Consider the following 24307-nt stretch of genomic DNA (forward strand, 5'->3'; position numbering starts at 1 on the left):
GGTCCTGAGGGCGAGTGGGCTTGTAAAAAATCAATCAGCGGGCATCGGACCGCTGTCCGGTGGGAACCCCTGCTCGGCGGGGAATCGGCGCCGCAGGGCCAGGTATTCCGTCGGGGTGTGGCCGGTGAAGTCCTTGAACTCCCTGCTGAAGTGGGCCTGGTCGAAGTAGCCCGCTGTTTGGGCAAGCTGCGACCAGTCGACCGGACGCAGGGCGTCTACGGACAGGATCAGCCGCGCAAAGCGGTAGATCCGCGCCACCCGCTTCGGGGTGATCCCGACATGGGACTTGAACTGCATGGCCAGGTGATTGCCACTCACCCCGGCGGCATCGGCGAGCGCACCGACCGGGATCGCGCCGTGGGAGGTCTCCAAACGCCCGCCTGTGTGCTGGACCAGGTCGAGGCTCCGCGATGGCGCCTCGGCAAGCATCGATCGCAGTTCCTCCTCCAGTACCCGCAGTGTCTCGGTGGCCGATGCGATGTCGCCGACCTGGTTGCGAATCCGGTCCAGCGATCGTTGCCAGACGGCGTCGACCGGCACCCATCGGTCCCGCAGCTCGGTCGCCGGCATGTCGACGAACGGCGACATCCCCCAAGGCTTGAAGTGCACCCCGACGAGCCGCACCCGCGTGGGGTACTCGAAGAGGAAACGCCTGGTCCACACACCCATGAACCACCCATCGGTGAACACCGCCGGCGGCACCGAAGGGTTGGAATCCCACAGGCGGGCGGGTCCGCCCAGGTTGATGAACAGGTGTGCCGACGGCATCGGCGGGACGTTCATCCGGCGGTGTCGCGGCACCCCGGTCAGGCAGTAGATGTCGTCGATGAGCCGGTCGAGCGGCGGCGCGGGCACCCGGCCGACGTATTCCATGGACTCAGTGTGGCCGACGAGGGTCCAACTCGCGAGGGAGGTCGCCGCGGCCCTAGGTGTGCCGGTCCTCGGGATTGGCGTTCGCGGGCCCGTCGTGGCCATGGTGGGCATGTTGACTGTCGTCGGGGCTCCCGCCCATCGTCTTCAGCATCGGCAAACCGCCGGTGGCGAAGAACCGGATCAGCAGCACCGCGGCCAGCGCCAGGAAGGCGACGTTGAGCCAGGTGGTGTAGTTCCAGGAGATGTGGGCCTCGACCACGGAGGCGTGGCGGTGGCCCGGCACCAGGCCCAGAAGTGTGAACAGGAGCTCGACCGCGTAACCGGCCAGCACCATGGTGGCGTAGAAGGTGCCGGCGACGAAGGCGGCCATCTTCCAGCCGTAGTACTTCCGGTAGATGTTCAGGATCGGCAGGATGATCAGGTCGGCGAAGATGAACGCGATCACCCCGCCGAAGCTGATCCCGCCGTTCCACAGCACCGCCGCCAGCGGCACGTTGCCGATGGAGCAGACGAAGCTGACAACCGCGACGATCGGCCCGACCAGTGGTCCCCAGATGCGGGCCCACAGCGGGTGGCCGGTCAGGAAGAAGCTCTTCCAGAAGTCCATCGGCACCCAGGCGGCCAGCGCCCCGGTGATCAGGAGGCCGGCGACGATGTCCCTCCAGATGGCCGCCCATTCCATGACGAAGATGTGCGACACCGAGGTGAAGCCCTTGGCCGAGGTCAGCCGCCGCCAGAACGAGCCCGGTCCGGTGACGGACATGTCCATCGCGGCGTGCCCCTCCATCGACCCAGCCACGCCCTGCTCGGCCTGGCGCAGCGCGTCGTCGACCAGGCGCCGGCGCAGGAAGACGCGGAACAGCACCGCCAACAGGACGATCATGATGGGGCCGCCGATGAACTCGGCCAGGGTGAACTGCCAGCCCATGAGCAGGGCCAGGATGATGCCCAGTTCGACGACCAGATTGGTTGAGGCGATCTCGAAGGCCATCGCCGCGGTGAAGCCGGCCCCCTTGCGGAACAGCGAGCGGGCCAGTGCCACTGAGGCGTAGGAACACGACGAGGAGGCCATGCCGAATCCCGTCGCCGCGGCCAGGGCCCGGGGTGAGTCATCCCCCAGTGCCCGGGTGATCGCCTCCCGGCGGACCACCGCCTGCACGATCGCGGACAGGGTGAACCCCAGGATCAGCGCCCACAGGATCTCCCAGGTCATGGACCCCGCGATCCCCAGCGCGCGCCACAACCCATCCATGATCTGCCCCCTCTTCCACCCTTGTCTTCAGCTCCCCCGCCGAGATCGAGTCACACCGTTCACCCGCCGGGGACAGCGCGTTCCGATGCGGAAGGGCCTCCGAGCGAGTTGCCGGAGGCCCTTCGTACGACCTAGCGGAAGCGGCGGAGCCTGAGACTGTTGCTGACGACGAAGACGCTGGAGAACGCCATCGCCGCTCCGGCGATCATGGGGTTGAGCAGCCCCGCGGCGGCCAGCGGCAGAGCCGCGACGTTGTAGGCGAACGCCCAGAACAGATTGCCCTTGATCGTGCGCAGCGTCCGCCGCGACAGCCGGATCGCATCGGCCGCCACCCGCAGATCCCCCCGCACCAGAGTCAGATCGGCGGCCTCGATCGCCACATCGGTGCCCGTGCCCATGGCCAGACCCAGATCCGCCTGGGCCAGCGCGGCGGCGTCGTTGACCCCGTCGCCGACCATCGCCACCGTCCTGCCCTCGGCCTGCAACCGCTTGACCACATCGACCTTGTCGGCCGGCAGCACCTCGGCGATCACCTCGTCGATCCCCACCTCCGCGGCGACCGTCCGGGCGACCGCCTGGTTGTCGCCGGTCAGCAGCACCGGCGTCAGCCCCAGCCCACGCAACTGCGCGATGGCCTGCTTGCTGGTCGGCTTGACGGTGTCGGCCACCACCAGCACCGCGCGGGCCGCACCGTCCCAGCCGACCGCCACCGCGGTGCGACCCGCGACCTGCTCCTCCTCCAGCGCTTGGGCCAGATCGGCGGGCAGGCGCTGGGCCCAGTCGGCCAGCAGACGGGGCCGGCCGACGAGTACGGCGTGGCCGTCCACGATCCCCTGCACGCCCAGGCCCTCGACGTTGGCGAAGTCCTCCGGCGCGGGCAGGTCACCGACGCGTTCGGCGGCGCCCCGGGCGATCGCCTGGGCGATGGGGTGCTCGGAGGCGTGCTCCAGCGCCCCGGCCAGGCGCAGCACCTCATCCCGGTCCTGTCCGCCGGCCAGGTGGACCTCAACCAGGGTCATCTTCCCCTCGGTGACGGTGCCGGTCTTGTCCAGCACGACCGTGTCGATCGCCCGGGTGGACTCCAGCACCTCGGGCCCCTTGATCAGGATGCCGAGCTGGGCGCCGCGGCCGGTGCCGACCAGCAGCGCGGTCGGGGTGGCCAGCCCCAGCGCGCAGGGGCAGGCGATGATCAGCACCGCGACCGCGGCGGTGAAGGCCGCCCCGACGCCTTCACCCGTGCCGAGCCAATACCCCAGCGTGGCGACCGACAGGGCGATGACGATCGGCACGAAGATCCCCGAGATGCGGTCGGCCAGGCGCTGCACCTGCGCCTTGCCGGTCTGGGCGTCTTCGACCAGGCGCGCCATCTGGGCGAGCTGGGTGTCCGACCCCACCCGGGTGGCCCGCACCACCAACCGGCCGCCGGCGTTGACCGTCGCCCCGGTGACCGCATCCCCCACCCCTACTTCGACGGGGACCGACTCGCCGGTGAGCATCGAGGCGTCGACCGCCGAGGCGCCCTCCTCGATGACGCCGTCGGTGGCGATCTTCTCCCCCGGCCGGACCACGAACTGGTCGCCCACCGCCAGCTCGCCGATGGGGACGCGCACCTCACGGCCGCCGCGCAGCACGGCGACGTCCTTGGCGCCCAGCTCCAGCAGCGCCCGCAGCGCCGCGCCGGCGCGGCGCTTGGAGCGGGCCTCGAAGTACCGCCCGGCCAAGATGAACGCGGTCACCCCGGCGGCGGCCTCCAGGTAGATGTTGCCCGAGCCGTCGCTGCGGGCGATGGTCAGGTCGAAGGCGTGGGTCATGCCCGGTGTGCCGGCGTCGCCGAGGAACAGCGCCCACAGCGACCAGCCCAGCGCGGCGATCGTGCCCAGCGACACCAGCGTGTCCATCGTGGCGGTGCCGTGCCGCAGGTTGGTCCAGGCGGCCTTGTGGAACGGCAGCCCGCCGTAGACCACGACCGGGGCGGCCAGCGTCAGCGACAGCCACTGCCAGTAGGTGAACTGCAGTGCCGGGATCATCGCCAACGCGATCACCGGCACCGCCAGCACCACCGAGACCCACAGCCGGGTCCGTAAGGCCGCCAACTCATCCTGCGGCTCGGCGGGCGCCTGCTCGGGCGTGGGCGGCTCGGGCAGCTTGGCCGTGTATCCCGCCTTTTCCACCTCCGCCACCAACGCCGCAGGGTCCAGGCCCTCGGGGAAGGTCACCTTGGCCTTCTCCGTGGCGTAGTTCACCGTCGCGGACACGCCCTCCAGCTTGTTGAGCTTGCGCTCGATCCGGTTGGCACACGACGCGCAGGTCATGCCGCCTATCGAAAGCTCGACCGCGCCACTCGGCCGGTCACCGGTGATGGAGGCCATCACCCCTCCTTTCCGCGATATGCCCGGGGTCAGTGCCCGGAGTGCGAGTGCTCCGAACCGTGGTCCGCCGTGGCGGTGGGGGCCGCCCCTGACGGTTGCTCCGCCCCCACGGTGAAGGCGGCGGTGTGCACGGTTCCGTCGTGCTGGAAGTCGAGGAAGAGCCGGTAGTCGCCGCGGCTGGGGACCTCGGCGTAGAAGGTGATGTCCGGACCGGCGGGGGTGACGCCGTCGCCCGGGGCGCCGTCGGGGTGAACGTGCAGGTAGGCGAGGTCACCGACACGCAGCGCGACCAGGTGGCCGTAGGCCCCGAGGTAGGGCTGCAGGTCGGTGACGGGCTTGCCGTCCCTGCTGATCTCGGCGGTGAGCTTGCTCGCCGTACCCGGGGTGAGGGTGCCGTCGAGCCGGACGGTGTATCCGTCGACCGTCACCGTACGGCTGGGCGCCGGCAGCGGCCGGGGCGTGTAGTCGCCGGCGGCGTACAGGTCGGCGCCGAGGGTCAGGCCTTCACCGCCTTGGGGGACGAAGTCCGCGAAGATCCGGTAGGCGCCGGCGTCGGGCAGCGTCAGCGGCACCGACCAGATCCCCTCGCCGGACAGTTCGGGGTGCAGGTGCCGGAAGACGGTCGCATCCCGGCTGACCACGATGAGGTGCAGATTCTTCTCGTGCTCGGTCTCGTAGGCGGTCACCGGGCGGCCGTCGGGGCCGTTCACGGTGAACCGGAAGTCGGTCTCCGTCGCGGGGGTGATGGTCGTGGTCTGCGGGGTGAGGGTGTAGCCGTTCTGGGACACCTGAAGTCCTCCTGGCACGTGTTCCGTCTTCTGCGTGGCCTGTGAAGGGGTCGTGTGGCCCCCATGTCCGTTCTTTGCGGGCGCGGGCCCGGTCGCGCCGACGGCGCCGCCGACGCCGAACGCTCCCGCGAAGACCACGGCGAGGCCGAGAACATAGGCGCCCAGCCGGGCTGGCGTGTTCATCGCTTGTCCACCAATTCGTATCCGGCCTCCTCGACGGCGGCCCTGATCTCGGCCGTGTCGAGGGGGCTGTCGCTTTCGACTGTCACAAGCCCGGTGGCCAGATCGACCTCGACACCGGTGACACCGGGGACCTCGCCGACTTCTTCCTTCACCGAGCTGACGCAGTGGCCGCAGGTCATGCCGTCGACGGTGTAGGTGGCGGTGGTCATGACGCTTCTCCTTCGATCGATCGGTCAGGAACGGACGAGACGGGCGACGGCGTCGGAGGCTTCCTTGATCTTGACGTCGGCCTCGGTGCCGCCCTTGGCGATGGCCTCGGCGACACAGTGCGCCATGTGCTCGTCCAGCAGTTCCAGGGCGAACGCCTGAAGCGCCCTGTTGGCGGCCGAGACCTGGGTGAGGATGTCGATGCAGTACTTGTCCTCGTCGACTATCCGCTGCAGTCCGCGCACCTGCCCCTCGATCCGGCGCAGCCGCCTGAGGTGGTCTTCCTTGGCCCCCGCGTATCCGGCCATCTCCCCGCCTTGCTCTGAGGTCTGTTGGTCTTCATTAAACACCCTACCCCCCTAGGGTATTTAGCGGGCCACCGCCACCACGGGCGGGCCCGCTCGGTGGGACCTACACCTGCACTGCCTCGGTGTCCGTCGCGGCGGGGGCTGCCACCACCGGCTTCCGCATGAGCAGCAGGGTCAGTACGGCCCCAGCCGCCGCCACGACCGCCGCGCCGACGAAGGCCGACTGGAAGCCGTCGGTGAGCGCGGCCGGGCCATTCGCCGCGGCCGCTCCCCCGCTGGTGGCGAGCGCGGTCATCACGGCCAGGCCGAGCGCCGAGCCGATCTGGTAGGTGGTGTTGACGATTCCCGAGGCCAGCCCGCTCTCCTCGTGCCGCGCGCCGGACATCGCCGACATCATCGAGGGAATGTAGGCCAGGGACATCCCCACCGCCGCGACCAGCGAGGCGGGCAGCACGTCGGCGACGAAGGTCCCGTCCGGCCGGACCAGGGACAGCCCGGCCACCCCCGCCGCCAGTACGGCGAGCCCGATGACGATCAGCGGCTTGGCGCCGAACCTGCCGAGCAGCCGGGCGGTGATCCCGATCATGAAGATCATGATCGCGATCGTCATGGGAAGCAGGGCCGCTCCACTGGGGAAGGCGCTGTAGCCCAGGACCTGCTGCAGGTAGAGGTTGAGGAAATACCACATCGGGATCCAGGCCGCGCCCAGCAGCGCCATCGCCAGGTTCGCGACGGCCAGCCCGGGGGTGCGCCAGATCCCCAGCGGCATGAGCGGCTCCCGGATCACGCGCTGCACGAGCAGGAACAGCGCGAGAAGCACGACCGCCCCCGCCAGCTCCAGCAGCGTCGCGGCAGAACCCCACCCCTGTTCGGGGGCCCGGACGATGGCGAACACGGCCAGGGCGATCCCGGCGGTGACGGCGACCCCGCCGAGCACGTCCACCGAGCCGCGCCGCCCGGCGACCGCGGGCAGCAGCGCGGGCACGGCAAGCAGGGTGGCGATGCCGATGGGGATGTAGACGATGAAGACCCACGGCCAGCTCAGATACTCGGTGATGACTCCGCCGAGGAACACCCCGGCGGTGCCACCGGCCGGCGCCGCGGCGCCGTACAGCGCCATGGCCTTGCCGAGCTCCCGCGAATCGTGTCCGAAGAGCATCATGAGCAGGGTCATCGAGGCAGGGGCGATGAGCGCGCCGCCGACGCCCTGCACGCCCCGGCCGAGGATCTCCACCCACGGGCTGCTCGCCGCGGCGGCGACGGCCGACCCGGCGATCAGGATGAGCCAGCCGGTGATGAAGACCCTGCGGGCGCCGAACAGGTCGGACAGGCGTCCTCCGAGCAGCAGCAGGCCGCCGAAGGCGATGACGTAGGCATTGAAGACCCACTGCAGCGCGTCCGCGGAGAAACCCAGATCGCGCTGCATGTCGGGTAACGCGACCCCGATGATCGAGGTGTCCATGATGACCATGAACTGCGCCGCGGCGAGCACGACCAGCGCCCGCCACCTGCGCGGATTTACGGCGTTCATGCCGCACTCCTGTTCTTCGCATCCGCCCCGCGATGGGAGGATGCGCTAGGGGGTTGGGTGTGATGCCGAATCGGACCGGCCCCGCAGGTGGGCGTGCATGCCAGTGCACGCCCACCGCCTTCTTCGGGGACCCGGTTTCCTAGGACCGGCCCGCCAGCGCGTAGCCGGCCTGTTCCACCGCGGCGCGGATCTCCTCGTCGGTGAATCCCGAGCCGCTGACGGTGACCGCGCCGGTCGGCAGGTCGACCGCCACGCCGGTGACGCCGCCGATCTTGCCGATCTCCCCGGACACGGACGAGACGCAGTGGCCGCAGGTCATCCCGCTCACCGAATAGACCTTGCCGTCCGCCGTGCCCGCCTCAGCGGTCGCCACGGTCTGAGCCGATTCTGTACCGCACGCGCATGCAGTGCACATGTCCATTCTCCCTTTCTTTGTACCCGTAGGGGGTATCGCCGGGACAGACCATAACATACCCTAGGGGGGTGTCAATCGGTCCGACTGGACGCATCGAGGGGCCTACCGGCCGGCGGACGGAAGAGGCGTGGGGCGCGGGGCCCGGCGCTGAGCGCGGCTCCTGCCAGCGATCACATCCAGGGAGCCGCATGGTCACGGAGAAGATCGGACTGAAGCGCGACCGCGTGTCCCTGGCCGAGTCCGCCGGACAGACGGGATCCGAGCCGGGACCTCACCGATGGGCGGAGATCAGCTCGGGGGGACGATCTTCAAAGCCTGCCGCAGCGCTTCCGCCTCCGCGGGGGTCAGTTCGGAGAGGAAGTGCACGAACGCCGCCGCCTGGTTGTTGCTCGTGGCCAGCGCTGCGCGCATCAGACGAGCCGTGTACGCCTCGCGCGAGGCCACGGCCTCGTAACGGTAAGCACGGCCCTCCAACCGACGGCGCAGCCAGCCCTTGCCGTGGAGGGTGTCCATCACCGTCATCACCGTGGTGTAGGCGATGTCGCGGCTCTTCTGGAGTTCGGTCAGCACCTCGCGTACGGACACGGGTCGGCCGAGAGTCCAGATACAGTCCATCACCGCCGCCTCGAGCTTGCCGAACTCGCGCACGTCTCCTCCGCCTTCGCCCTTCCTAGGCAAGGTAGTAGACCAGGCCTGGCGCGAAAAGCGGTCATCAATTCCCAGGCGTTGTGACAGTCCAGCTGCCGGGATGCGGCGAGGGGATCAGCGGGAGTCTCCCCCTCCCCCGGCGATCACAGCATCCCTTGTTCCAACCCACAGCCCGGCACCGATATCGCCGGAGACCATCACGGCCACTAGTACCGGTAGTAGTAAGTTCTTCGGGTGGCATTGCGAGGCGATGCGCGAAGCGCGCGGACCCATGGGTAACGTGTCCACTGTGACTACGGGCGGCGCGGCGCGCAGGCTCGCTCCTTTGGGCGGGCTGCTCCTGCTTGCCGCTGTCCTGTGCGGGCTACTGGCCATGCACGGGCTGCAGCCCTCACCTGGGCCTCTTCCCACTCCGAGCGTTCTGGCCCTGCACTCCGCTCAGACCGACGACCCGGCGATGCCGACGGCTGGACCCCACGACCGGCACGGCGACGAACCCAGTTCTCCCCACCAGGGGCACGGTGGCGGCCAGGTCTGCCTGGCCCTCCTCCTGGCCGGAACGGTCCTACTACTTTTCCTCGTCGTGATGGGTGCAGGCCGCTTCGCCGCCCCGTCAAGCAGGCTGTTCTTGCAGTCGTTCCTCCCCCGCGGGCCTACCGCCCGTCCTCGATGGCCGACTCTCACGCAACTCTGTGTGATCCGGGTGTAGAAGGCGCACTCGACGGTCTGTCCGCCGTCGAGCTCCGGCGACCTGTCTTCACCCATACACGGAGAGTGTTCATCCATGAAGCGTTTTGCCGTTCCCGCCGCCCTGCTCTCGGCCGGTCTGCTGGTCAGTGCCTGCGGCTCCACGGACACCGCCACCCGCGACATGTCCTCCACGTCGTCCATGTCTGCGATGCCTACCGAATCGCAGGATCCTGCCACCAGCCCGGCCGCGGACCACAACGACCGGGACATCTGGTTCGCACAGATGATGATCCCGCACCACCGTCAGGCCCTTGAGATGGCGAAGCTGGCGGAGGGGCGCGCAGCCGGCAGCAAGGTCAAGGAACTGGCCAAGCAGATCGAAGCCGCCCAGGATCCCGAGATCCAGATGATGACCGGCTGGCTCGAGAGCTGGGGCGTTCAGGCCCCCGGCGAGGACGGCATGCCGATGGACCATACGGACCACGGCATGCCCGGCATGATGTCCGGCGAGGACATGAAGAAGCTCGAGGGCCTCAAGGGCGCCGCATTCGACAAGGCCTTCCTGACGATGATGATCCAGCATCATGAGGGCGCCATCACCATGGCCAAGGAGGAGCAGGGAGCCGGCATCTACGAACCGGCCACGCAGATGGCCGGCTCCATCATCACCAGCCAGTCCGCGGAGATCAGCACCATGAGGAAGCTCCTGAAGTAGGACTCTCGATGGGTGGGCGACGTGTGGTCGTCGCCCACCCGTTCCTCGAATCCCGGCTCCTCACGTACCCCCGCCGATCGGCCGTACGGCGACGGAACCGGCGCGAGGCGACCACGCGCAAGGGGTTGCATCCGATACCCAGGTACAGGTTTACCGGCAGAGGCATGACCCAGGACATCGCCCTTGACCAGGGATGGGCTCCCTCAGCGTGCACCCTCCCCACCGCGGAGCAGCCGCTGCGGGTGGCCGAGTTCGACGCCTTGTTCGCCGAGGCGGTCCAGACGGTGCGGCGTCCTGGGCGTGAGCGGCTGCGGCTGGAGCTCGTCTTCAGCCCGGAGCACGCGGCCCGGGCGGCCGAGCTGACCGCGCGGGAGAACGGCTGCTGCTCCTTCTTCGCCTTCACCTTGACCATCGCCGACGGCAGCCTGGCGCTGGAGGTGGCGGTGCCGCCGGAGCAGATCGACGTGCTGGACGCGCTGCAGGCACGCGCCGGCGCGGCGGCCGCTGCCGCATGAAGCGGCCCGCCGGACCAGCGCCGCGAGGAAGGGACGTGATGGCGTCGCGCTCGCCGAACAGACGCTCCTGACCGTGGCCGGGGTGCTGGTCGCCGCCGCGGCGGGCATGTGGTGGCTGCACCGCCGACGCGCGTCTCGCACGAGCTCGCGCTGCGGATGCGGCGGGAGCAGCTGCGGATGTTGAGCGCCTGCACCACGGCAAAGCGGACCCGACGGCGGATGGGCCGCTGCCGTGCGGTGTACTACCGGCCATGACGGTCGTCCGCTCCCTGCTGCTGTTCGTTCTGGCCGCCCTCGCCGAGATCGGCGGAGCGTGGCTGATCTGGCAAGGCGTACGCGAGCAGCGTGGCCTGCTGTGGATCGGCGGCGGCGTGATCGCGCTGGGCCTGTACGGGCTGGTCGCCACGCTCCAGCCGGACGCGAACTTCGGCCGCATCCTGGCCGCCTACGGTGGCGTCTTCGTCGCCGGGTCCCTGGCCTGGGGCATGCTCGTCGACGGGTTCCGGCCCGACCGCTGGGACGTCATCGGCGCGCTCGTCTGCCTGGCCGGCGTACTGGTCATCATGTACGCGCCACGTGGCTGACCGAGCGGACCGGCTGGGGCCACGCGCTGACCCTGGCCCCGGCAGGTCCGCGTTCTCCGGCGCCCTCGCTCGTCCGCCTATCCCGCCCGGCGCCACCGCAGGGCCAGCGCCGCAGCGCATCCCAGGCAGATCACCAGCGAGGCCGCGGACAGCCCGATCGCCCATGAGACCCCCGCGTCCGGCCCGGTCTCGGCCGCGGTGGCCGCCGATTCGGCAGCCGGGGCCGGGGCCGACGCGGTGCCCGCTTTGGCCGTGAGCTTGAGCACCGGCGCGGGCCGCTCCGGCTCCTCGTCGCCGGGGGTCTGATCCTGGATCCAGCGCACCACTTCGCCGTTGCTGTAGTACTGGAGCGTCTTGAACGCCAGCTGGCCGGTTTCGGGCAGCGGCCCGGCGCTCACCGAGAACTCGTCGTACTCACCCGGCTTGATCGCCGATTCCTCACCCGACGCGGTCCAGGTGATCTTCGAGGTGACCTCGCCGATCTTCGCGCCGTGCGACTCGATCGGCGTGGCCAACGTGGCCTTCTCGATCTCGTACGACCAGCCGGGGTGCGGCTTCACCGAGACCGAGGCCAGCGGGAAGTCGGCCGGGAGCTGGACCTCGATCTTGGTGGTGCTCGCGTCGTCGCGCTCGTTCGGGACCCGGAACGTCAGCGCGGTGTAGCCGCCCTGGACGGCCGCGTCCGCGGTCACCTTCACATGCGCGAACGCCGCCGCCGGCAGGACGGCGACCAGGCAGACCGCCACCGCCGCGATGACCAGCCCGCGTGCCGCGCGGCGCAGCGTGCGCACCCCCCGAGGCGTACCGGACGCCCCGCCGCCCGCGGCCCCGGCCGTATCGGAGCCTGCCAGAACGGGCGCCGCGCTCCGGATAACCGGGTGCGCGGGGCCGGCGCCCATCGTGGCGGGCGCCACGCCCGTCGGAAGTGCTCTGCCGCTCAACGTTCCTCCTATCGGCGGGACTCCCGCCGTTCTCGGACCTGCCATCGATGATCTGCCGGGACGCGCTAGCCGAGGCGGGCCAGCGTCGTCGTCATCAGGTCCTTGACCTTCTCCTCGGTGTCGGACCGTGCACCCACCTTCTTGATCTGGGTGTAGCCGACGTAGAGGACCGCGTTCGCCTTGTGCACCACGACGGTGACCAGGTCGTCATAGGTGTCCGAGCCCAGGCCCGCCGGCGGGGTGTGCACGAGGTGCTGGGCGAACCCCTGCCACCCGTCCAGTTCCAAGGGCCGGCTGCTGGTCTTGTAATCGCCCACGATGGACGGCGGCCCGCCGAGGATGGTGAACGTCGCCGGGCACTTGGCCGACTCGGCCGTCACGGCGTCCATCGCGTTGCCGGCGAGCGTGGTGCTCTCGAAGACCACCGCGCCCTGGGTGACCACCGGGAGGGTCTCCGGCCCCACCTTCGGCGGGGCGACGATGAACCGGCCGGTCGAGTTCCCGCCCACCGGCTCGACCGCCGCTTCCACCTGAGCCTGGACGTCGTCGGAACGCTGGACGTACGGGCAGGTGGGGATGCTGTTCGGGGGCGTGTAGATGGTGTGCGAGGCGTGGTCTTTGTCCTCGAACGCGACCGCGCCCTTGCCCAGGTCGCCGGCGCCGACGAAGCCGGAGCGGATGGTGTCGACGGTGTAGGGCGGCTTGGTCGCCGGCTGCGGCGTCCCGCCGGAGCACCCCGCCAGGACACCGACGGTGATCGCACCGGCGGCGGCCAGGGCCATCCGCGACCCGGGGGCCTTGCGGTCAGCGCCTCGCATGTGTGTCACCAGCCTTTCAATGTGCGGTGAACGGGACACGTACGCGTGTCTCGTCGAAGTCGGAAACGCGGATGTCCAGCCGCAGCGCCCACTCCCCGGGGTAGGGGATGGACATCGAGCCCGCCACGTAGTGGCCGGGTTCGGCCGCCGTCACCTTGACGGGCAGCGCCGGTACGGTGCGGTCCCGCGATTCGAGCGCACCGGAGATCTCGGGCACCGGGATCAGCGTGCCGTCCCGTCCGGTCAGGTAGATGTCGGCCGTGTTGCTGCCCGGTCTCGCCGATTCGATCTTCAGCTGGATCGAGCCGCCGCGCAGCCCGCCGTACGGGCCGGACGCGCTCGCGGCAGCGGCGGGGAACGGGACCGTGGTGTCCACCGGCGGCGCGTAACTGGTGCGGGCCGGGGCCGTGTCGACCAGGACGGCGGTGATGGACACGACGACGACCCCGAGCACGACCTCACCGGCGACCGAGCGGCGCAGCCGGCGCACCGCGGCACCGGGGTCCTGGGGGGCACGGCGGACACGGTCGCGCCGCTGTACGAACCGCCGCGCTCCGGAGGCGAGCGCCAGCACCCCGAGCACGGCGGCGAGCTTGCCGAGCAGCAGCCGCCCGAAGTCGGTACCGCCCAGTGCGCCCCACGTTCCCACCTGCCGCCAGGACAGGTACAGGCCGGTGACCGCGATCACCGCGAAGCAGAGCAGCGCGAGCCGGGAGAACCTGGGGAGCGCGGGCTCCAGGGAAAGGAGCGCAGGGCCCCGCTTGCGGGCCGGGGCGAGCACGCAGACCGCGAGCGCGACCAGGCCGCCCAGCCACAGCGCCATGGCGAGCAGGTGAAGGCTGGTCGCCGGGACGGCCAGCCAGATCTGCGCACCGCTCTGTGCGTGGTCCGCGAGCGTCCAGGTCAGCGTCATGGCGACGGCGCCGGCGACGGCGACCGCGGGCAGCGCGATCCTGCGGGCGGCACCGGCCGGCTCAAGACCGGCTGGTTCGAAACCGGCTGGTTCGAAACCGGCGGACTCGAAACCGGCCGACTCCGGACCAGCCGATGCCCGACCGGTCGTCTCCGGGCCGGTCGTCTCCGTCGTGTCCGGGCGGGCGACGGGCGAGGGGCGGCCCACCGCGATCAGAAAGACCACGCCGATGACGGCCACGAGCACCAGCCGGGCCAGCAGCGCATAGCCCAGCCGGGTGGACAGCGTCGCGCCCAGCAGGCGGGGGTCGAACACCGCGGTCAGCGACCTGCCGTCGGCGTACGGCCCCTGGACGAGCAGCACCACCGCGGTGCCGGCGGCCAGCGCGGCGAAACCCGACCACACGACGCGCCGGCCGCGCCGGTCGTCGCGGCCGGCGGGCCAGAGCACGGCCACGAACAGACCCCCGCCGAGGGCGAGGGCCACTCCGAGGTACGCCACGGCGCGGCCGACCGCGGCGACGACGGGGACCGCGCGGTCGGTGTCCTGCTCCGCCGGGACGGCCGTCGCGCTCGGGTGGCCGACGCTGAAGCTGAACGCGCCCGACACCACGTGCGAGTCCACGGAGGTGACCCGCCAGGACACCACGTAGGTACCCTCGGCCAGGTCCCGGGGCAGGCTCGCCCGCGCCGTGTCGATCCTGCCGTCCGCGTACTCCGCGGCGCCGATCACCAGCTCCTTGCCGGTGGGGTCGAGCAGCTGGATGGACCGCCGGCCCAGACTCACCGCTTCGTCGAAGCGCAGCCGGACCTCAGCCGGGGGCGAGGCCAGCACCTTGCCGTCGACCGGCGAGCTCTCCAGCAGGTAGGCGTGCGCGTACGCCGGCCGGGCGGCCGTACCGGGGAAGAGGCCCACGACCAGGCCGCCGGCGGCCAGGAGCACGACCGCCACGAGCCGCGCGAACAGCCGGGCCCGGCGGGGCCCCGCAATGGGCACGGCGGCTCCCGCCCCTCGCGTGACATGTCGGCGTCGCACCGTCAACCTTCCACTCCATCAGCGGCGAAGCCGGCCCGAGCGGGGCTCCGCGCTCGGGCCGGCTTCGGCTCAGACGGTTACTTGTCGCAAGAGTTCCAGCAGATCTTCTCGTCCGGCTCGCCGGCCAGCTTGCCGTCGAACCGCAGCACGTCGACGCCCCGGTTGTAGTCCGCGATGTAGACCAGGCCGTTGTGCCAGTACGCCGCCGACGCCGAGCCGGCGGTCACGCCCGTGCCCGACGGCACCCGGAAGTAGCCGACCTGGGTCGGCTTGGCCGGATCGGACACGTCGAGGAACCGGGTGCCCTGCCCGTACCACGCTATGGCCACGATGTTGCCGTTCACCGTGAACCAGTGGGCGGAGCAGCTACCGCTGGTGGCCGACCCCTCCTTGCCCCACGGCGACCAGTGGCTGACCAGGTTGAGCCGGAGCGGGGCCTCCGGCGTGGACTTCCAGCCCTCGCCGTCGTAGCTGCCCTTCAGCGAGACGATTTTGAACTCGCCGGCCTTCGAGCAGGTGGTGATGTTCTCGTTGGTCACGTAGACCAGCTCGCCCTTGTCGAAGGAGCCGAGCTTCTCGGTGTTGTGGTACGCGTTGTGGTCGAAATAGTCGAAGAAGGCGGTGCCCTGCGGGTCGGTCGGGACGGCCGTACCACCCGCGTACGGGACCGGGTCGTACGCCGTCGCCACTCGCTTGACCTTCTGCACCGGGTCGTAGTGGTTGCCCTTGGTCCAGTAGCCGCGGACGCCGCCCTCGCCGGAGACCCAGGCGACACCGTTCTTGTCGACGTCGACACTGTGCACGTAGTCCGTGACGCCGTCGAACCGGCCGAGGTCGAGCGCCAGGTCCAGGGTCTTCGGGTGCTTGACGTCACGGATGTCGGTGACCCGGACCGGCACGCCCTTCCAGGACGGGTCCTGGCCCGGCGTGCCGGTGTTGGCCGGTCCGACCGACCACAGATACGAGCAGTCGTTGATGCAGGTGGCCGTGTGGCCGGCCGCGATCGGCTGGAAGACGACGACTTCCGGCTTCCACGGGTTCTTCACGTCGACGATGTAGACACCCGACTGGCCGGTCGAGACGGTGCCGCCGAAGCCCCGCGGGTCCCTGCTGAGGAAGACCAGCTTGCGCTTCGGGTCGACGGTCATGTTCTCGCCTTCCCAGAACCTGTCCTGGGTGTCCCCCGGCTGGCGCAGCTGGGCAGCCGTGACGGTGGAGACCAGCGCCGGATGCTTGGGGTCCTTCAGCGACCAGACGGCGAGGCCGCCGGTGCCGTTGGCGAACATGAAGTCGTAGCCGTACTTGTCGTAGCTGATGAAGTTCAGCCCTGAGTAGCCACTCACGCCTTTGACGTTGTCAAGGAACGTGACCTTGCTCGCGACGGCGGTCGTCGGGACGTTGTGGACGTCCTCCAGGACCGGTCCGCCGTGGGCGGAGTTGTCGGACGGACTGGGATCGGACGGGCCGGCGAACGCCGGGCCGACTCCGGAGATCTGCAGTGCCGCCGCGGCTAGCAGGGCGACGGCACCGGCGACGAGGGGTTTCGTTCTCACACACCCTCCTTGGGGGGCAGCGACGCGGAGGGGGGAGCCGCATCGCCGAAGATCATAAGCAAATTGACTCTAATGATGACGAGTGTGGATGTCACGGGGCAAAGGTTTCAAAAAGGTATCTATAGGAACTCGGCAACATCTGCCGTTTAGGGCGTTTCCCGGCGCCTTTGGCCATAGATGGGCGCTCTGGCGGCCACTGGTTCCCCCTGGGTGAGATGCGTCGGCCCCGTTCCTCGGCTGTCGGCGTGCAGGTCTTTCCGTTCGGCCGCACGGGGTCGGGCGGGTCGCAGCGCTCCCGGGAGGTACCCCGGAAATCGGGTGACAAGGGGCTTCACTCACCGTTCGGCCGATCTTCACGTCGGTCGTGTGGTCCGCGTCACGGGGCGTTCCTAGCCTGAGCTGGTCGCAGACACCCCCCTGTGGAGGACAGCCATGCCGTCCCGCCGTATCCCCGCTCTCGCCACCGCCTTCACGCTGTCCGCGGCCTCCCTGGGCCTGTGGGCCGCCGGAGGCTCCAACGCCCAGGCGGCCACGTTGCCGACGCCGGACCACACAGTGGTCGTGGTCTTCGAAAACCACGCCTACTCCCAGGTCATCGGCAGCTCCAGCGCCCCCTACATCAACTCCCTGAAGAGCGGCGGGGCCAACCTGACCGCCTTCTACGCCGAGACCCACCCCAGCCAGCCCAACTACTTCGCCATGTTCTCCGGGTCGACGCAGGGCATCACCGACGACTCCTGCTACACCCCCGGCTTCAGCTCCGCGCCCAACCTGGCCTCGGAGCTGATCGCCGCGGGCAAGAGCTGGGCCAGCTACAACGAGACGCTGCCCAGCCAGGGCTCGACCACATGCAGCAGCGGCAAGTACGCCCGCAAGCACAACCCCTGGTTCGGGTTCTCCAACGTGCCGACGTCCACCGCGTACACCTTCGCCCAGTTCCCCACCGACTTCACCAAGCTGCCGAAGGTGTCGTTCGTCATCCCGAACCTGTGTAGCGACATGCACGACTGCTCGGTGTCCACCGGTGACACCTGGCTGAACAACAACCTCGGCGCGTACGCGACCTGGGCCAAAACCCACAACAGCCTTCTCGTGGTCACCTTCGACGAGGACAACCGGCTGAGCGGCAACCGCATCGCCACCGTGCTGTACGGCCAGCCGGTGCTGGCGGGGTCGTCCTCCGGCACCACCTACAACCACTACAACCTGCTGCGCACCATCGAGGACATGTACGGCACCGGCCACGCGGGCAACGCGGCGTCGGCGTCGGCCATCTCCGGCATCTGGAACTGACCGCGTGTACCTCGCGGACAGTCGCGACGCGCCCGCCGTCGTCCCGCACCCGGGACGGCGGTGGGCCGCGGTTCCGGGAACCGTACTGGCCCTGGGCGCGGTGAGCCTGATCACGGACGTGTCGGCGGAGATGATCACCGCCGTGCTGCCGCTCTATCTCGTCTCCGGGCTGGGGCTGTCCCCGCTCGGCTTCGGCGTGCTGGACGGCGTCTACAACGGGGTCGGCGCCCTGGTGAGGCTGGCCGGAGGCCATCTCGCCGACGGTGGGGGCGGGCGGCACAAGGCGGTCGCCGTAGCCGGCTACGGCCTGTCGGCGCTGTGCAAGCCGCTGCTGCTGGTCGCCCACACCCTGCCGGTGATCGGCGCGGTGCTGGCCCTCGACCGTACGGGCAAGGGCCTGCGCACGGCCCCCAGGGACGCCCTCATCTCCCTGGCCACCCCGCCCGAGCGCCGGGGGCAGGCGTTCGGCGTGCACCGGGCGATGGACACCGCCGGAGCCCTCTGCGGGCCCGTCCTCGCGTTCCTGGTGCTCGGGGTGGCCGTGGAGGGTTACGACGCCGTCTTCACGGTCAGCGCCTGCGTCGCCGCGCTGGGCGTGCTGGTGCTGGTGCTCTTCGTCCCCGGCCGTCCCGGCGGCGTGGGCGCCGCCGGGAGTGCGGCGCCCACCAGCCCGCTCCGGGCATCCGCGCTCCTGCGGATGCCCGGCCTGCGGCGGCTGACGGCGTGCGCGGTGCTGCTGGGGCTGACGACGGTGAGCGACTCCTTCGTCTACCTGCTGCTGCAGCGTAGGTTCGAGGTGCCCGCGCAGTGGTTCCCCCTGCTGCCGCTCGGGACCGCGGCCGCCTTCCTGCTGCTGGCCGTACCCGCCGGTGCCGTCGCCGACCGCATCGGGCGGCGGAAGCTGTTCCTGCTCGGGCACCTGGCGCTGCTCCTCGCGTACGGGCTGGTGCTGGCCGTTCCCGGCGGGCCGCTGCCGGCGGTGGTGGCGGCGCTCGTACTGCACGGGGCCTTCTACGCGGCGACCGACGGCGTGCTGGCGGCCGCGGTCGCCGGCGTCGTGCCGGACGCGATGAGGGCGAGAGGGCTGGCCCTCGTGGGCACCGGACAGGCCCTCGCCCGATTCGCCTGCTCGATCGGGTTCGGTGCCGCCTGGACGGCCTGGGGCGACGGCCCGGCGCTGGCCGTCGCGGCGGCGGGGCTGGCGGTCTCCACCCCCATCGCGATCGCCGCACTCCGCTCCTCCGCGTGCCCCTCCGCGCAGCGGACGACCTGACCGTGCGACGAGAAGGGAACCCCATGACCGTCCCACCCCGCCTGACGGTCCTGCTGGCCGCGGTCCTGCTTCTCGGGGGCCTGTCCGCCTGGGCGGTGGTACACGCCGCCGCCCGGGCGGAGAGCCGGGGCCTGCCGCGGGCGGGGGAACCCCCCGCCGGTCGTGGTGCGGTCACGCTCGCGTCGGGACAGGGGCGCCGGATGCTCTTCCGGACGATGGCATGGGGTCCGCACCGCGACGAGGTGGTCTCCGTGCCCGCGGACGACCCGGAGGGCCCGCGCGTCTCATCCGGGGTGCGGTGCCTCCGATTCCACGCCTCGTCCGGCACCGGCACCTGCCTCCAGGCCGAGCACGGCTCGCTGGGCGACACCTACCGAGCCGTGGTGCTCGACGCGCGACTGCGGGAGCGGCGAGCGTTTCCCCTTGCCGGCATCCCCACCCGCACAAGGGTCTCCCCGTCCGGCCGCATGGCGGCCTGGACCGTCTTCGTGAGCGGCGACTCATACGCGGGGACGAACTTCTCCACCCGCACCTCGATCCTGGACACGCGCACCTGGTCCCTGCAGGACAACCTGGAGGCCTACCACGTGGTCAAGGAGGGCCGTCCCTATCACGCAGCCGACGTCAACCTGTGGGGGGTGTCCTTCGCCGACGACGGCCACTTCTGGGTCACCCTCGCGACCGGGGGCCGCACTTGGCTGGCGCGCGGCGATGTCGCGGCCCGCACCCTGACCACGGTCCGGCAGAACGTGGAGTGCCCGTCGCTCTCCCCGGACGGCACCCGCATCGCGTTCAAGAAGCGGGTGCCCGGCCTGCCCGAGGACGCGCCGTGGCGGCTGTACGTCCTCGACCTTCAGACCATGCGGGAGACCCCGATCGCCGAACGGCGCAGCGTCGACGACCAAGCGGTGTGGCTCGACGCCCGCACGCTCGGCTACGCCCTGCCGGGGGACTTCGGCGCCGACATCTGGACGGCGCCGGCGGACGGCTCAGGTGCCCCGCGCCGCCTACTTTCCGCGGCGCTCGCGCCCGTCGTCGTCGAGTGAAAGCCGCCCCCCGCGGGCCCGGCCAGCGGGGAAGGCGGCGACTCATCGCATGTCGATCCCGCGCCCGCAATCGCCCCTGGCCGTTCCCCCCACAGCCCCGGCACTCGCCGTAGCCGGAAACTAGCGACACGTACGCCGGGACGGCGGCCACCCGCCGGGCAACCCCTCAGGTCTACAGCCGTCCCCCGTCAGCCAGATCCAGCCGCTGGTGGAGGAGGGCCTGCTGGGCCGGGTTGGCGGTCAGGCCCAGCGCCCGCTCGTCTGAGAGCCGCGCCTGGCCTGTCTGGCCCAGGGCACGCAGCAGTTCGGCTCGGGTGGCGTGCAGGAGCGGGTAGCGGGACAGGGCCTCCTCCAGGCCGGTCAGCTCTGCCAGCGCGGCCGCGGGCCCCTTGACGTAGCGCAGGGCGACGGCCCGGTGCAGCCGGGTGACCGGCGAGGGCGCCACGGCCAGGAGCATGTCGTACAGCACGAGGATCTGTGCCCAGTCGGTGTGCTCGAAGCCGGCGGCCTCGGCGTGGCAGGCCACGATCGCGGCCTGCAACTGGTACGGCCCCGGCCGGCGATGGGCTCTGGCGGTGCGCGTCAGCAACGCGGTCGCGTCGGCGATCGCGGCGCGGTCCCACAGGTCGCGGTCCTGGTCGGCCAGTGGCACCAGACGCCCAGCGGGGTCGAACCGGGCCGCGCCGCGCGCCCGGTGCAGGCGGATGAGCGCGAGCAGCCCGGCCACCTCCGGCTCGTTCGGCATGAGCCCGGCCAGGAGAGCGGCCAGCCACTCGGCGTCGTCGACCAGGTCGCGCGCCTCGGCCCGTTCGCCGCCGCTGGACAGATAGCCCTCGTTGAACAGCAGGTAGACGACCGCGAGCACGGCGTCCAGCCGCTCGGGCAGCTCCTCGGCGGCTGGAATCCGGTAGGGGATGCCCGCTTCGGCGATCTTTCGTTTGGCGCGGGTGAGCCGCTGGGCCACCGTCGTCTCCGGCACGACGAAGGCCGCGGCGATCTGCGCGGTGTTCAGCCCGCACACCACCCGCAGGGTCAGCGCGATCCGGGCCGCCGGCGACAGCGCCGGATGGCAGCACGTGAAGATCAGCCGCAGCCGGTCGTCGGCCTGGGCGGGCTGCGGCCACCGCAACTGGGCCAGCTTGGCGCGGTAGTTCGTCTCCCGCCGCAGCACGTCGAGGCCGCGGCGGCGGGCCACGGTGAACAGCCAGGCGTCCGGCCGGTCCGGCACGCCCTCGACCGGCCAGCGGCGCAGCGCGGTCTCCACGGCGTCCTGCACCAGGTCCTCCGCCGCGGAGAAGTCGCCCAGCAGCGACACCAGGCAAGCCGCGAGGCGGCCCGCGTGCTCGCGCACGACGCGGGCCAGCGCCTCCCGGCTCCTCCGGCCGTCGTCCGGTCCGCTCACGAGACCGGGCGGATCTCCACGACCGGGCACGCCGGCCAGGACCTGACCATCTTCAGCGCCTCGTCCAGATCGGCCACCTCCACCTCGGCGTAGCCGCTGACGACCTCCTTGCCCTCGACGAACGGCCCGTCGGTGACGACGGGATCGCCGCCGCCGAGACGTACGGTGGTCGCGCTGTGCGCGGGTGACAGATGCGCGTGATGCGTGATCTTATTGGAGTTCTCGGCGAACCAACGGCCCACCGCCTCATAGGCGGCCTCGCGCTCCAGCTCGCCCATCGCCTCCAATCGCTTGGCGAACTCCTCGGTCTCGACGAACAACAGCACGTACTTCATGGTTGACTCTCTTCCTTCGCTACGCATCCAGCAGAACCCCGATGATCGGTCTGCAACAGGAAGACGAACGGGCGGCTGCCTCATACGACACTCGGCAACGAGACTTCTGCCGCGTCGCTGTCGCGGGACCATGCAGAAGGGTTCAGTGAGCCGTGGCGCTCAGCACCTTGCGGAGCAGCGTGCCGAACTCGGCGGGGTGTGTGCTGAGCCCCGTGTGCCCACCCGGGAAGTGGACGAGCGACGTGCCGAACCTCTCGGCGAGGAAGGCGGCGGGACGGTAGGGCAGCTCACCGCGTGAGTCCGATCCAGCGGCGAGCACGAGCCGGTCCGACAGAGCCTCCAGGCGATCCACGTCCGGCGTGTAGGACATGAAGCTCGGCACGATACGCCCGAGGAAGTAGGGCATGTCCGCCATCGTCCGCTCCACTCGGGCCGCCGCCTGCGGGGGTGGTTCGGTGGCCACCCGGGCGTCGACGGGATCGGCGCCGGGCCGTCTGAGGCCGGCCGCGAACACCGCCGCTGCGGGCATCAGCCCCTCTCGGCGGAACGTGTCCTGTACGCGGGCGAGCAGCGCGCGATGCTCGGCGGCGTCCGGCAGCACCTCCACCACCGGCGGCTCGTGCGCCACGACGCGTTCGATCCGATCGGGATGGGTGGTGAGCAGATGCAGCGCGACGATCGCCCCCGAACTGCAGCCGGCCACGCGGGCGGGCACGCCCGGAGACAGCAGCTCAAGCAGCCGGAACGCGTCGTCGGCGTGCTGCGCCACCCGCTGCCGGGCTTCCGGGTCGTCCAGTGGGCTGCGGGACAGGCCGCGCGGGTCGTAGGACGCGACCGTGTAATCGGCGGCCAGTTCGTCGGCGACGCCGTCATAGGAGGCCGCGCCGCCCGTGCCGCCGGGGATCAGCAGCAGGAGCGGGCCCTTTCCGCGCACCTCGTAGTGCAGAGTGGCGCCGTCCACGCGTAGATGGCCGATGGCCGGGCTGGTCACGTTCGGTCTCCTTCGTCGTGCGTGGGCCAGCGCTCCAGGAGCGTGTGCAGGGCGTCGAGGCAGCGGGCCCAGGTGTCTTCCGCCGGGCGCGCGTGTGCGAACCCGCCCGCGGCCTCAAGACTGGTGAAGCCGTGGAGCGTGCTGCGCATCAGCCGCACCGCGTCGGTCAGGTCGGGTTCCTCCAGTGCGTAGGCGCGCAGCATGCTGTAGGTCAGCTCGACGGCGCGTCGTGGCCCGGCCGCCCGGGCCACGAGCTCGGGATCGATCTGTATCGGGATCTGCGTCGCCGTGTATCGGCCCGGGTGGTCGTGGGCGTACTTCCGCCAGGCGTTGGCGTACGCCACCAGTGCGTCCTTTCCGGCCCGCCCGGCGGTCGCCTCCGCGATGCGGATGGTCTTCTCGTCCGCCGCCAGCAGTGCGATCCGCCCGCGCAGGTCCTCGAGGCTGCGGACGTGCGCGTAAAGGCTGGCGTCCTTGACCCCGAGTCGTCGCGCCACCGCCGACATGGTGACGTGCTCGAGCCCGACCTCGTCCGCCAGCTCGGCACCGGCGAGCGTCACCCGATCCGCCGTCAACCCGGCCCGCACCATGTGCATGCCGCCCTTCTGCGCCTAGAGGAATTGCCTAGGAATATTAGCTTCTTCCTAGAGATCCTAGGTTGCCTCAGGCAGAGTGAGCAGCACAAGCGGTTATTGAGGTGACGGCTCGGAGGGCAGGTGCCAGGGGCGGTCGGGGTCGGTGGTCTTCGCCTGGACCGACACCCGCAGCGCGTAGGTGGCGGGGTGGGCGCCGGGAACCGGACCGAGGTAGGCGTGGCCGGTCAGGTGGCACCAGGCGGGCAGGTCGATCGGAGCGGCCGGGTCAGTGGCGATCAGGTGCACCACGGTGCCCGGGGCCAGGCCATCGACCAGGCGGCGCAGCTCGATGAGCAGGAGGACGCAGCGGCGGTCGCCGCCGTCCAGAACCACCGGCGGCTGCCGGCCGGTCATGCCGTGACTCCCGTCGCGACCGGCAGATCCGCCAACCGCCACTCCAGCATGCCCTCGGCCAGGCGGGCCGCCGGACGGCCCCGGGCGGTCAGGGCGCGTACGGCCTCGTGGGCGAGCACGCAGTAGGGCACCTGCAGGTGGTTGGAGGCGGTGGTCAGCCTCAATCCGGCGGCCTGCGCCAACGCCTCGACCGAACGCTCTCCCCGGGCCGGCAGGTCTACCAGCTCCGGCCGTTTGCCACTGGCCAGCGCCTTGCCCACGGAGGCGAAGGCCTCTGACAGCTCGATTTTTGCTGTCCGGTCACTCATTGACATTCCTCCAAATATCCCTGGCCTCTGAAGCGTGTCATCCTTGCGGGCCCGTGGCCGTCATGTTCGGTGTCCTCACTTCTCCGGGGGTCAGAGGTCGATGACGAGTCTGCGGCCGCGCGCCCTGCTCACGCTGCGCAGGAACGTGCGCCCGGCGGCCCGTTCCATATTGGAGACCGGACCCGATCGCCGCCGATGCCGCCGGCTCGGGGTGGAACGGCATCGTGGGCGGCGCCACGGCCGCAGTAGATCCTTGACCGTGCCGCACACAAGTGGTCACTCGGGTGATCGCCCTCCTCGATCGGCGGACGATGCGGTTTTCAGACTGCGCC

26 protein-coding genes are annotated in these 24307 nt (G+C 70.7%); 7 read left to right on the plus strand and 19 right to left on the minus strand.

The annotated features are described in order from the left end of the window. Positions 1 to 30: 30 nt before the first annotated feature. The 9 genes from ACQEVJ_RS25890 to ACQEVJ_RS25930 all read right to left on the minus strand — a co-directional run bounded on the left by ACQEVJ_RS25890 (position 31) and on the right by ACQEVJ_RS25930 (position 8574). Complete coding sequence (locus tag ACQEVJ_RS25890) at positions 31 to 873, minus strand: helix-turn-helix domain-containing protein (RefSeq protein WP_433105272.1); 843 nt, start codon at positions 871 to 873, stop codon at positions 31 to 33. Between the two features lie 52 nt (positions 874 to 925). After that, positions 926 to 2125, minus strand: a complete 1200-nt coding sequence (locus tag ACQEVJ_RS25895) for a permease (RefSeq protein ID WP_433105274.1) — start codon at positions 2123 to 2125, stop codon at positions 926 to 928. Between the two features lie 131 nt (positions 2126 to 2256). Further along, on the minus strand, positions 2257 to 4494 hold the full coding sequence (locus tag ACQEVJ_RS25900; RefSeq protein WP_433105276.1) for a heavy metal translocating P-type ATPase: 2238 nt from the start codon (positions 4492 to 4494) through the stop codon (positions 2257 to 2259). A 29-nt stretch (positions 4495 to 4523) separates the two neighbouring features. After that, entirely contained in the window at positions 4524 to 5465 is a 942-nt protein-coding gene (locus ACQEVJ_RS25905) for a hypothetical protein (protein ID WP_433105278.1), read from the minus strand. Further along, positions 5462 to 5674: a heavy-metal-associated domain-containing protein gene (locus ACQEVJ_RS25910; protein WP_433105280.1), complete on the minus strand. Its 213-nt coding sequence runs from the start codon at positions 5672 to 5674 to the stop codon at positions 5462 to 5464. Before ACQEVJ_RS25910 ends, ACQEVJ_RS25905 begins: the two co-directional genes overlap by 4 nt. A 24-nt stretch (positions 5675 to 5698) precedes the next feature. Continuing rightward, on the minus strand, positions 5699 to 5980 hold the full coding sequence (locus tag ACQEVJ_RS25915) for a metal-sensitive transcriptional regulator (RefSeq protein WP_433105282.1): 282 nt from the start codon (positions 5978 to 5980) through the stop codon (positions 5699 to 5701). A 103-nt stretch (positions 5981 to 6083) separates the two neighbouring features. Continuing rightward, entirely contained in the window at positions 6084 to 7511 is a 1428-nt protein-coding gene (locus ACQEVJ_RS25920; RefSeq protein ID WP_433105284.1) for an MFS transporter, read from the minus strand. A 139-nt stretch (positions 7512 to 7650) separates the two neighbouring features. Further along, positions 7651 to 7884 (minus strand): heavy-metal-associated domain-containing protein, encoded by a 234-nt coding sequence (locus ACQEVJ_RS25925; protein WP_433105286.1) that lies wholly within the window; start codon positions 7882 to 7884, stop codon positions 7651 to 7653. A 330-nt stretch (positions 7885 to 8214) separates the two neighbouring features. After that, positions 8215 to 8574, minus strand: coding sequence for a BlaI/MecI/CopY family transcriptional regulator (locus ACQEVJ_RS25930; protein ID WP_433105288.1), 360 nt, complete (start codon positions 8572 to 8574; stop codon positions 8215 to 8217). Positions 8575 to 8845: 271 nt separating this feature from the next. Between ACQEVJ_RS25930 and ACQEVJ_RS25935 the strand changes: the two genes are divergently transcribed. The 4 genes from ACQEVJ_RS25935 (at position 8846) to ACQEVJ_RS25950 (ending at position 11078) form a co-directional block, all read left to right on the plus strand. Further along, positions 8846 to 9283, plus strand: coding sequence for a DUF6153 family protein (locus tag ACQEVJ_RS25935; protein WP_433112975.1), 438 nt, complete (start codon positions 8846 to 8848; stop codon positions 9281 to 9283). A 75-nt stretch (positions 9284 to 9358) separates the two neighbouring features. Then, positions 9359 to 9979, plus strand: coding sequence for a DUF305 domain-containing protein (locus tag ACQEVJ_RS25940; RefSeq protein ID WP_433105290.1), 621 nt, complete (start codon positions 9359 to 9361; stop codon positions 9977 to 9979). 164 nt (positions 9980 to 10143) lie between these two features. Continuing rightward, positions 10144 to 10494 carry a hypothetical protein gene (locus ACQEVJ_RS25945; RefSeq protein WP_433105292.1) on the plus strand — a complete coding sequence of 117 codons (351 nt, stop codon included), beginning with the start codon at positions 10144 to 10146 and terminating at the stop codon, positions 10492 to 10494. Between the two features lie 251 nt (positions 10495 to 10745). Further along, positions 10746 to 11078: a YnfA family protein gene (locus tag ACQEVJ_RS25950; protein ID WP_433105294.1), complete on the plus strand. Its 333-nt coding sequence runs from the start codon at positions 10746 to 10748 to the stop codon at positions 11076 to 11078. A 77-nt stretch (positions 11079 to 11155) separates the two neighbouring features. On the opposite strand, the gene ACQEVJ_RS25955 is transcribed toward ACQEVJ_RS25950, so the two are convergent. From ACQEVJ_RS25955 to ACQEVJ_RS25970, 4 genes are all read right to left on the minus strand, one after another. Next, positions 11156 to 11869, minus strand: a complete 714-nt coding sequence (locus tag ACQEVJ_RS25955) for a YcnI family copper-binding membrane protein (protein ID WP_433105296.1) — start codon at positions 11867 to 11869, stop codon at positions 11156 to 11158. A 215-nt stretch (positions 11870 to 12084) separates the two neighbouring features. Next, a complete protein-coding gene (locus ACQEVJ_RS25960) occupies positions 12085 to 12837 on the minus strand; it encodes a hypothetical protein (RefSeq protein WP_433105298.1) in 753 nt (250 codons plus the stop codon). 16 nt (positions 12838 to 12853) lie between these two features. After that, positions 12854 to 14746, minus strand: coding sequence for a copper resistance CopC/CopD family protein (locus ACQEVJ_RS25965; RefSeq protein ID WP_433105300.1), 1893 nt, complete (start codon positions 14744 to 14746; stop codon positions 12854 to 12856). Between the two features lie 116 nt (positions 14747 to 14862). Continuing rightward, entirely contained in the window at positions 14863 to 16338 is a 1476-nt protein-coding gene (locus ACQEVJ_RS25970; RefSeq protein ID WP_433105302.1) for an LVIVD repeat-containing protein, read from the minus strand. A gap of 432 nt (positions 16339 to 16770) precedes the next feature. On the opposite strand from ACQEVJ_RS25970, the gene ACQEVJ_RS25975 reads away from it, so the two are divergent. The 3 genes from ACQEVJ_RS25975 to ACQEVJ_RS25985 are packed head-to-tail and all read left to right on the plus strand — an operon-like array spanning position 16771 to position 19950. Beyond that, on the plus strand, positions 16771 to 17631 hold the full coding sequence (locus ACQEVJ_RS25975; protein WP_433105304.1) for an alkaline phosphatase family protein: 861 nt from the start codon (positions 16771 to 16773) through the stop codon (positions 17629 to 17631). A gap of 4 nt (positions 17632 to 17635) precedes the next feature. Continuing rightward, on the plus strand, positions 17636 to 18904 hold the full coding sequence (locus ACQEVJ_RS25980; RefSeq protein ID WP_433105306.1) for an MFS transporter: 1269 nt from the start codon (positions 17636 to 17638) through the stop codon (positions 18902 to 18904). A gap of 23 nt (positions 18905 to 18927) precedes the next feature. After that, positions 18928 to 19950, plus strand: a complete 1023-nt coding sequence (locus ACQEVJ_RS25985; protein WP_433105308.1) for a TolB family protein — start codon at positions 18928 to 18930, stop codon at positions 19948 to 19950. A 172-nt stretch (positions 19951 to 20122) separates the two neighbouring features. On the opposite strand, the gene ACQEVJ_RS25990 is transcribed toward ACQEVJ_RS25985, so the two are convergent. From ACQEVJ_RS25990 to ACQEVJ_RS26015, 6 genes are all read right to left on the minus strand, one after another. Continuing rightward, positions 20123 to 21352 (minus strand): RNA polymerase sigma factor, encoded by a 1230-nt coding sequence (locus ACQEVJ_RS25990; RefSeq protein ID WP_433105310.1) that lies wholly within the window; start codon positions 21350 to 21352, stop codon positions 20123 to 20125. Then, a complete protein-coding gene (locus ACQEVJ_RS25995; protein WP_433105312.1) occupies positions 21349 to 21687 on the minus strand; it encodes a YciI family protein in 339 nt (112 codons plus the stop codon). Before ACQEVJ_RS25995 ends, ACQEVJ_RS25990 begins: the two co-directional genes overlap by 4 nt. A gap of 142 nt (positions 21688 to 21829) precedes the next feature. Further along, positions 21830 to 22678, minus strand: a complete 849-nt coding sequence (locus tag ACQEVJ_RS26000; protein ID WP_433105314.1) for an alpha/beta fold hydrolase — start codon at positions 22676 to 22678, stop codon at positions 21830 to 21832. Next, positions 22675 to 23268, minus strand: coding sequence for a TetR/AcrR family transcriptional regulator (locus ACQEVJ_RS26005; RefSeq protein WP_433112977.1), 594 nt, complete (start codon positions 23266 to 23268; stop codon positions 22675 to 22677). Before ACQEVJ_RS26005 ends, ACQEVJ_RS26000 begins: the two co-directional genes overlap by 4 nt. Positions 23269 to 23367: 99 nt before the next feature. Next, positions 23368 to 23667: a sulfurtransferase TusA family protein gene (locus tag ACQEVJ_RS26010; RefSeq protein ID WP_433105316.1), complete on the minus strand. Its 300-nt coding sequence runs from the start codon at positions 23665 to 23667 to the stop codon at positions 23368 to 23370. Further along, a complete protein-coding gene (locus ACQEVJ_RS26015; RefSeq protein ID WP_433105318.1) occupies positions 23664 to 23975 on the minus strand; it encodes a hypothetical protein in 312 nt (103 codons plus the stop codon). Before ACQEVJ_RS26015 ends, ACQEVJ_RS26010 begins: the two co-directional genes overlap by 4 nt. Positions 23976 to 24307 lie beyond the last annotated feature (332 nt).

It is taken from the genome of Microbispora sp. CA-102843 (assembly GCF_050936215.1).
Classification (GTDB): domain Bacteria; phylum Actinomycetota; class Actinomycetes; order Streptosporangiales; family Streptosporangiaceae; genus Microbispora.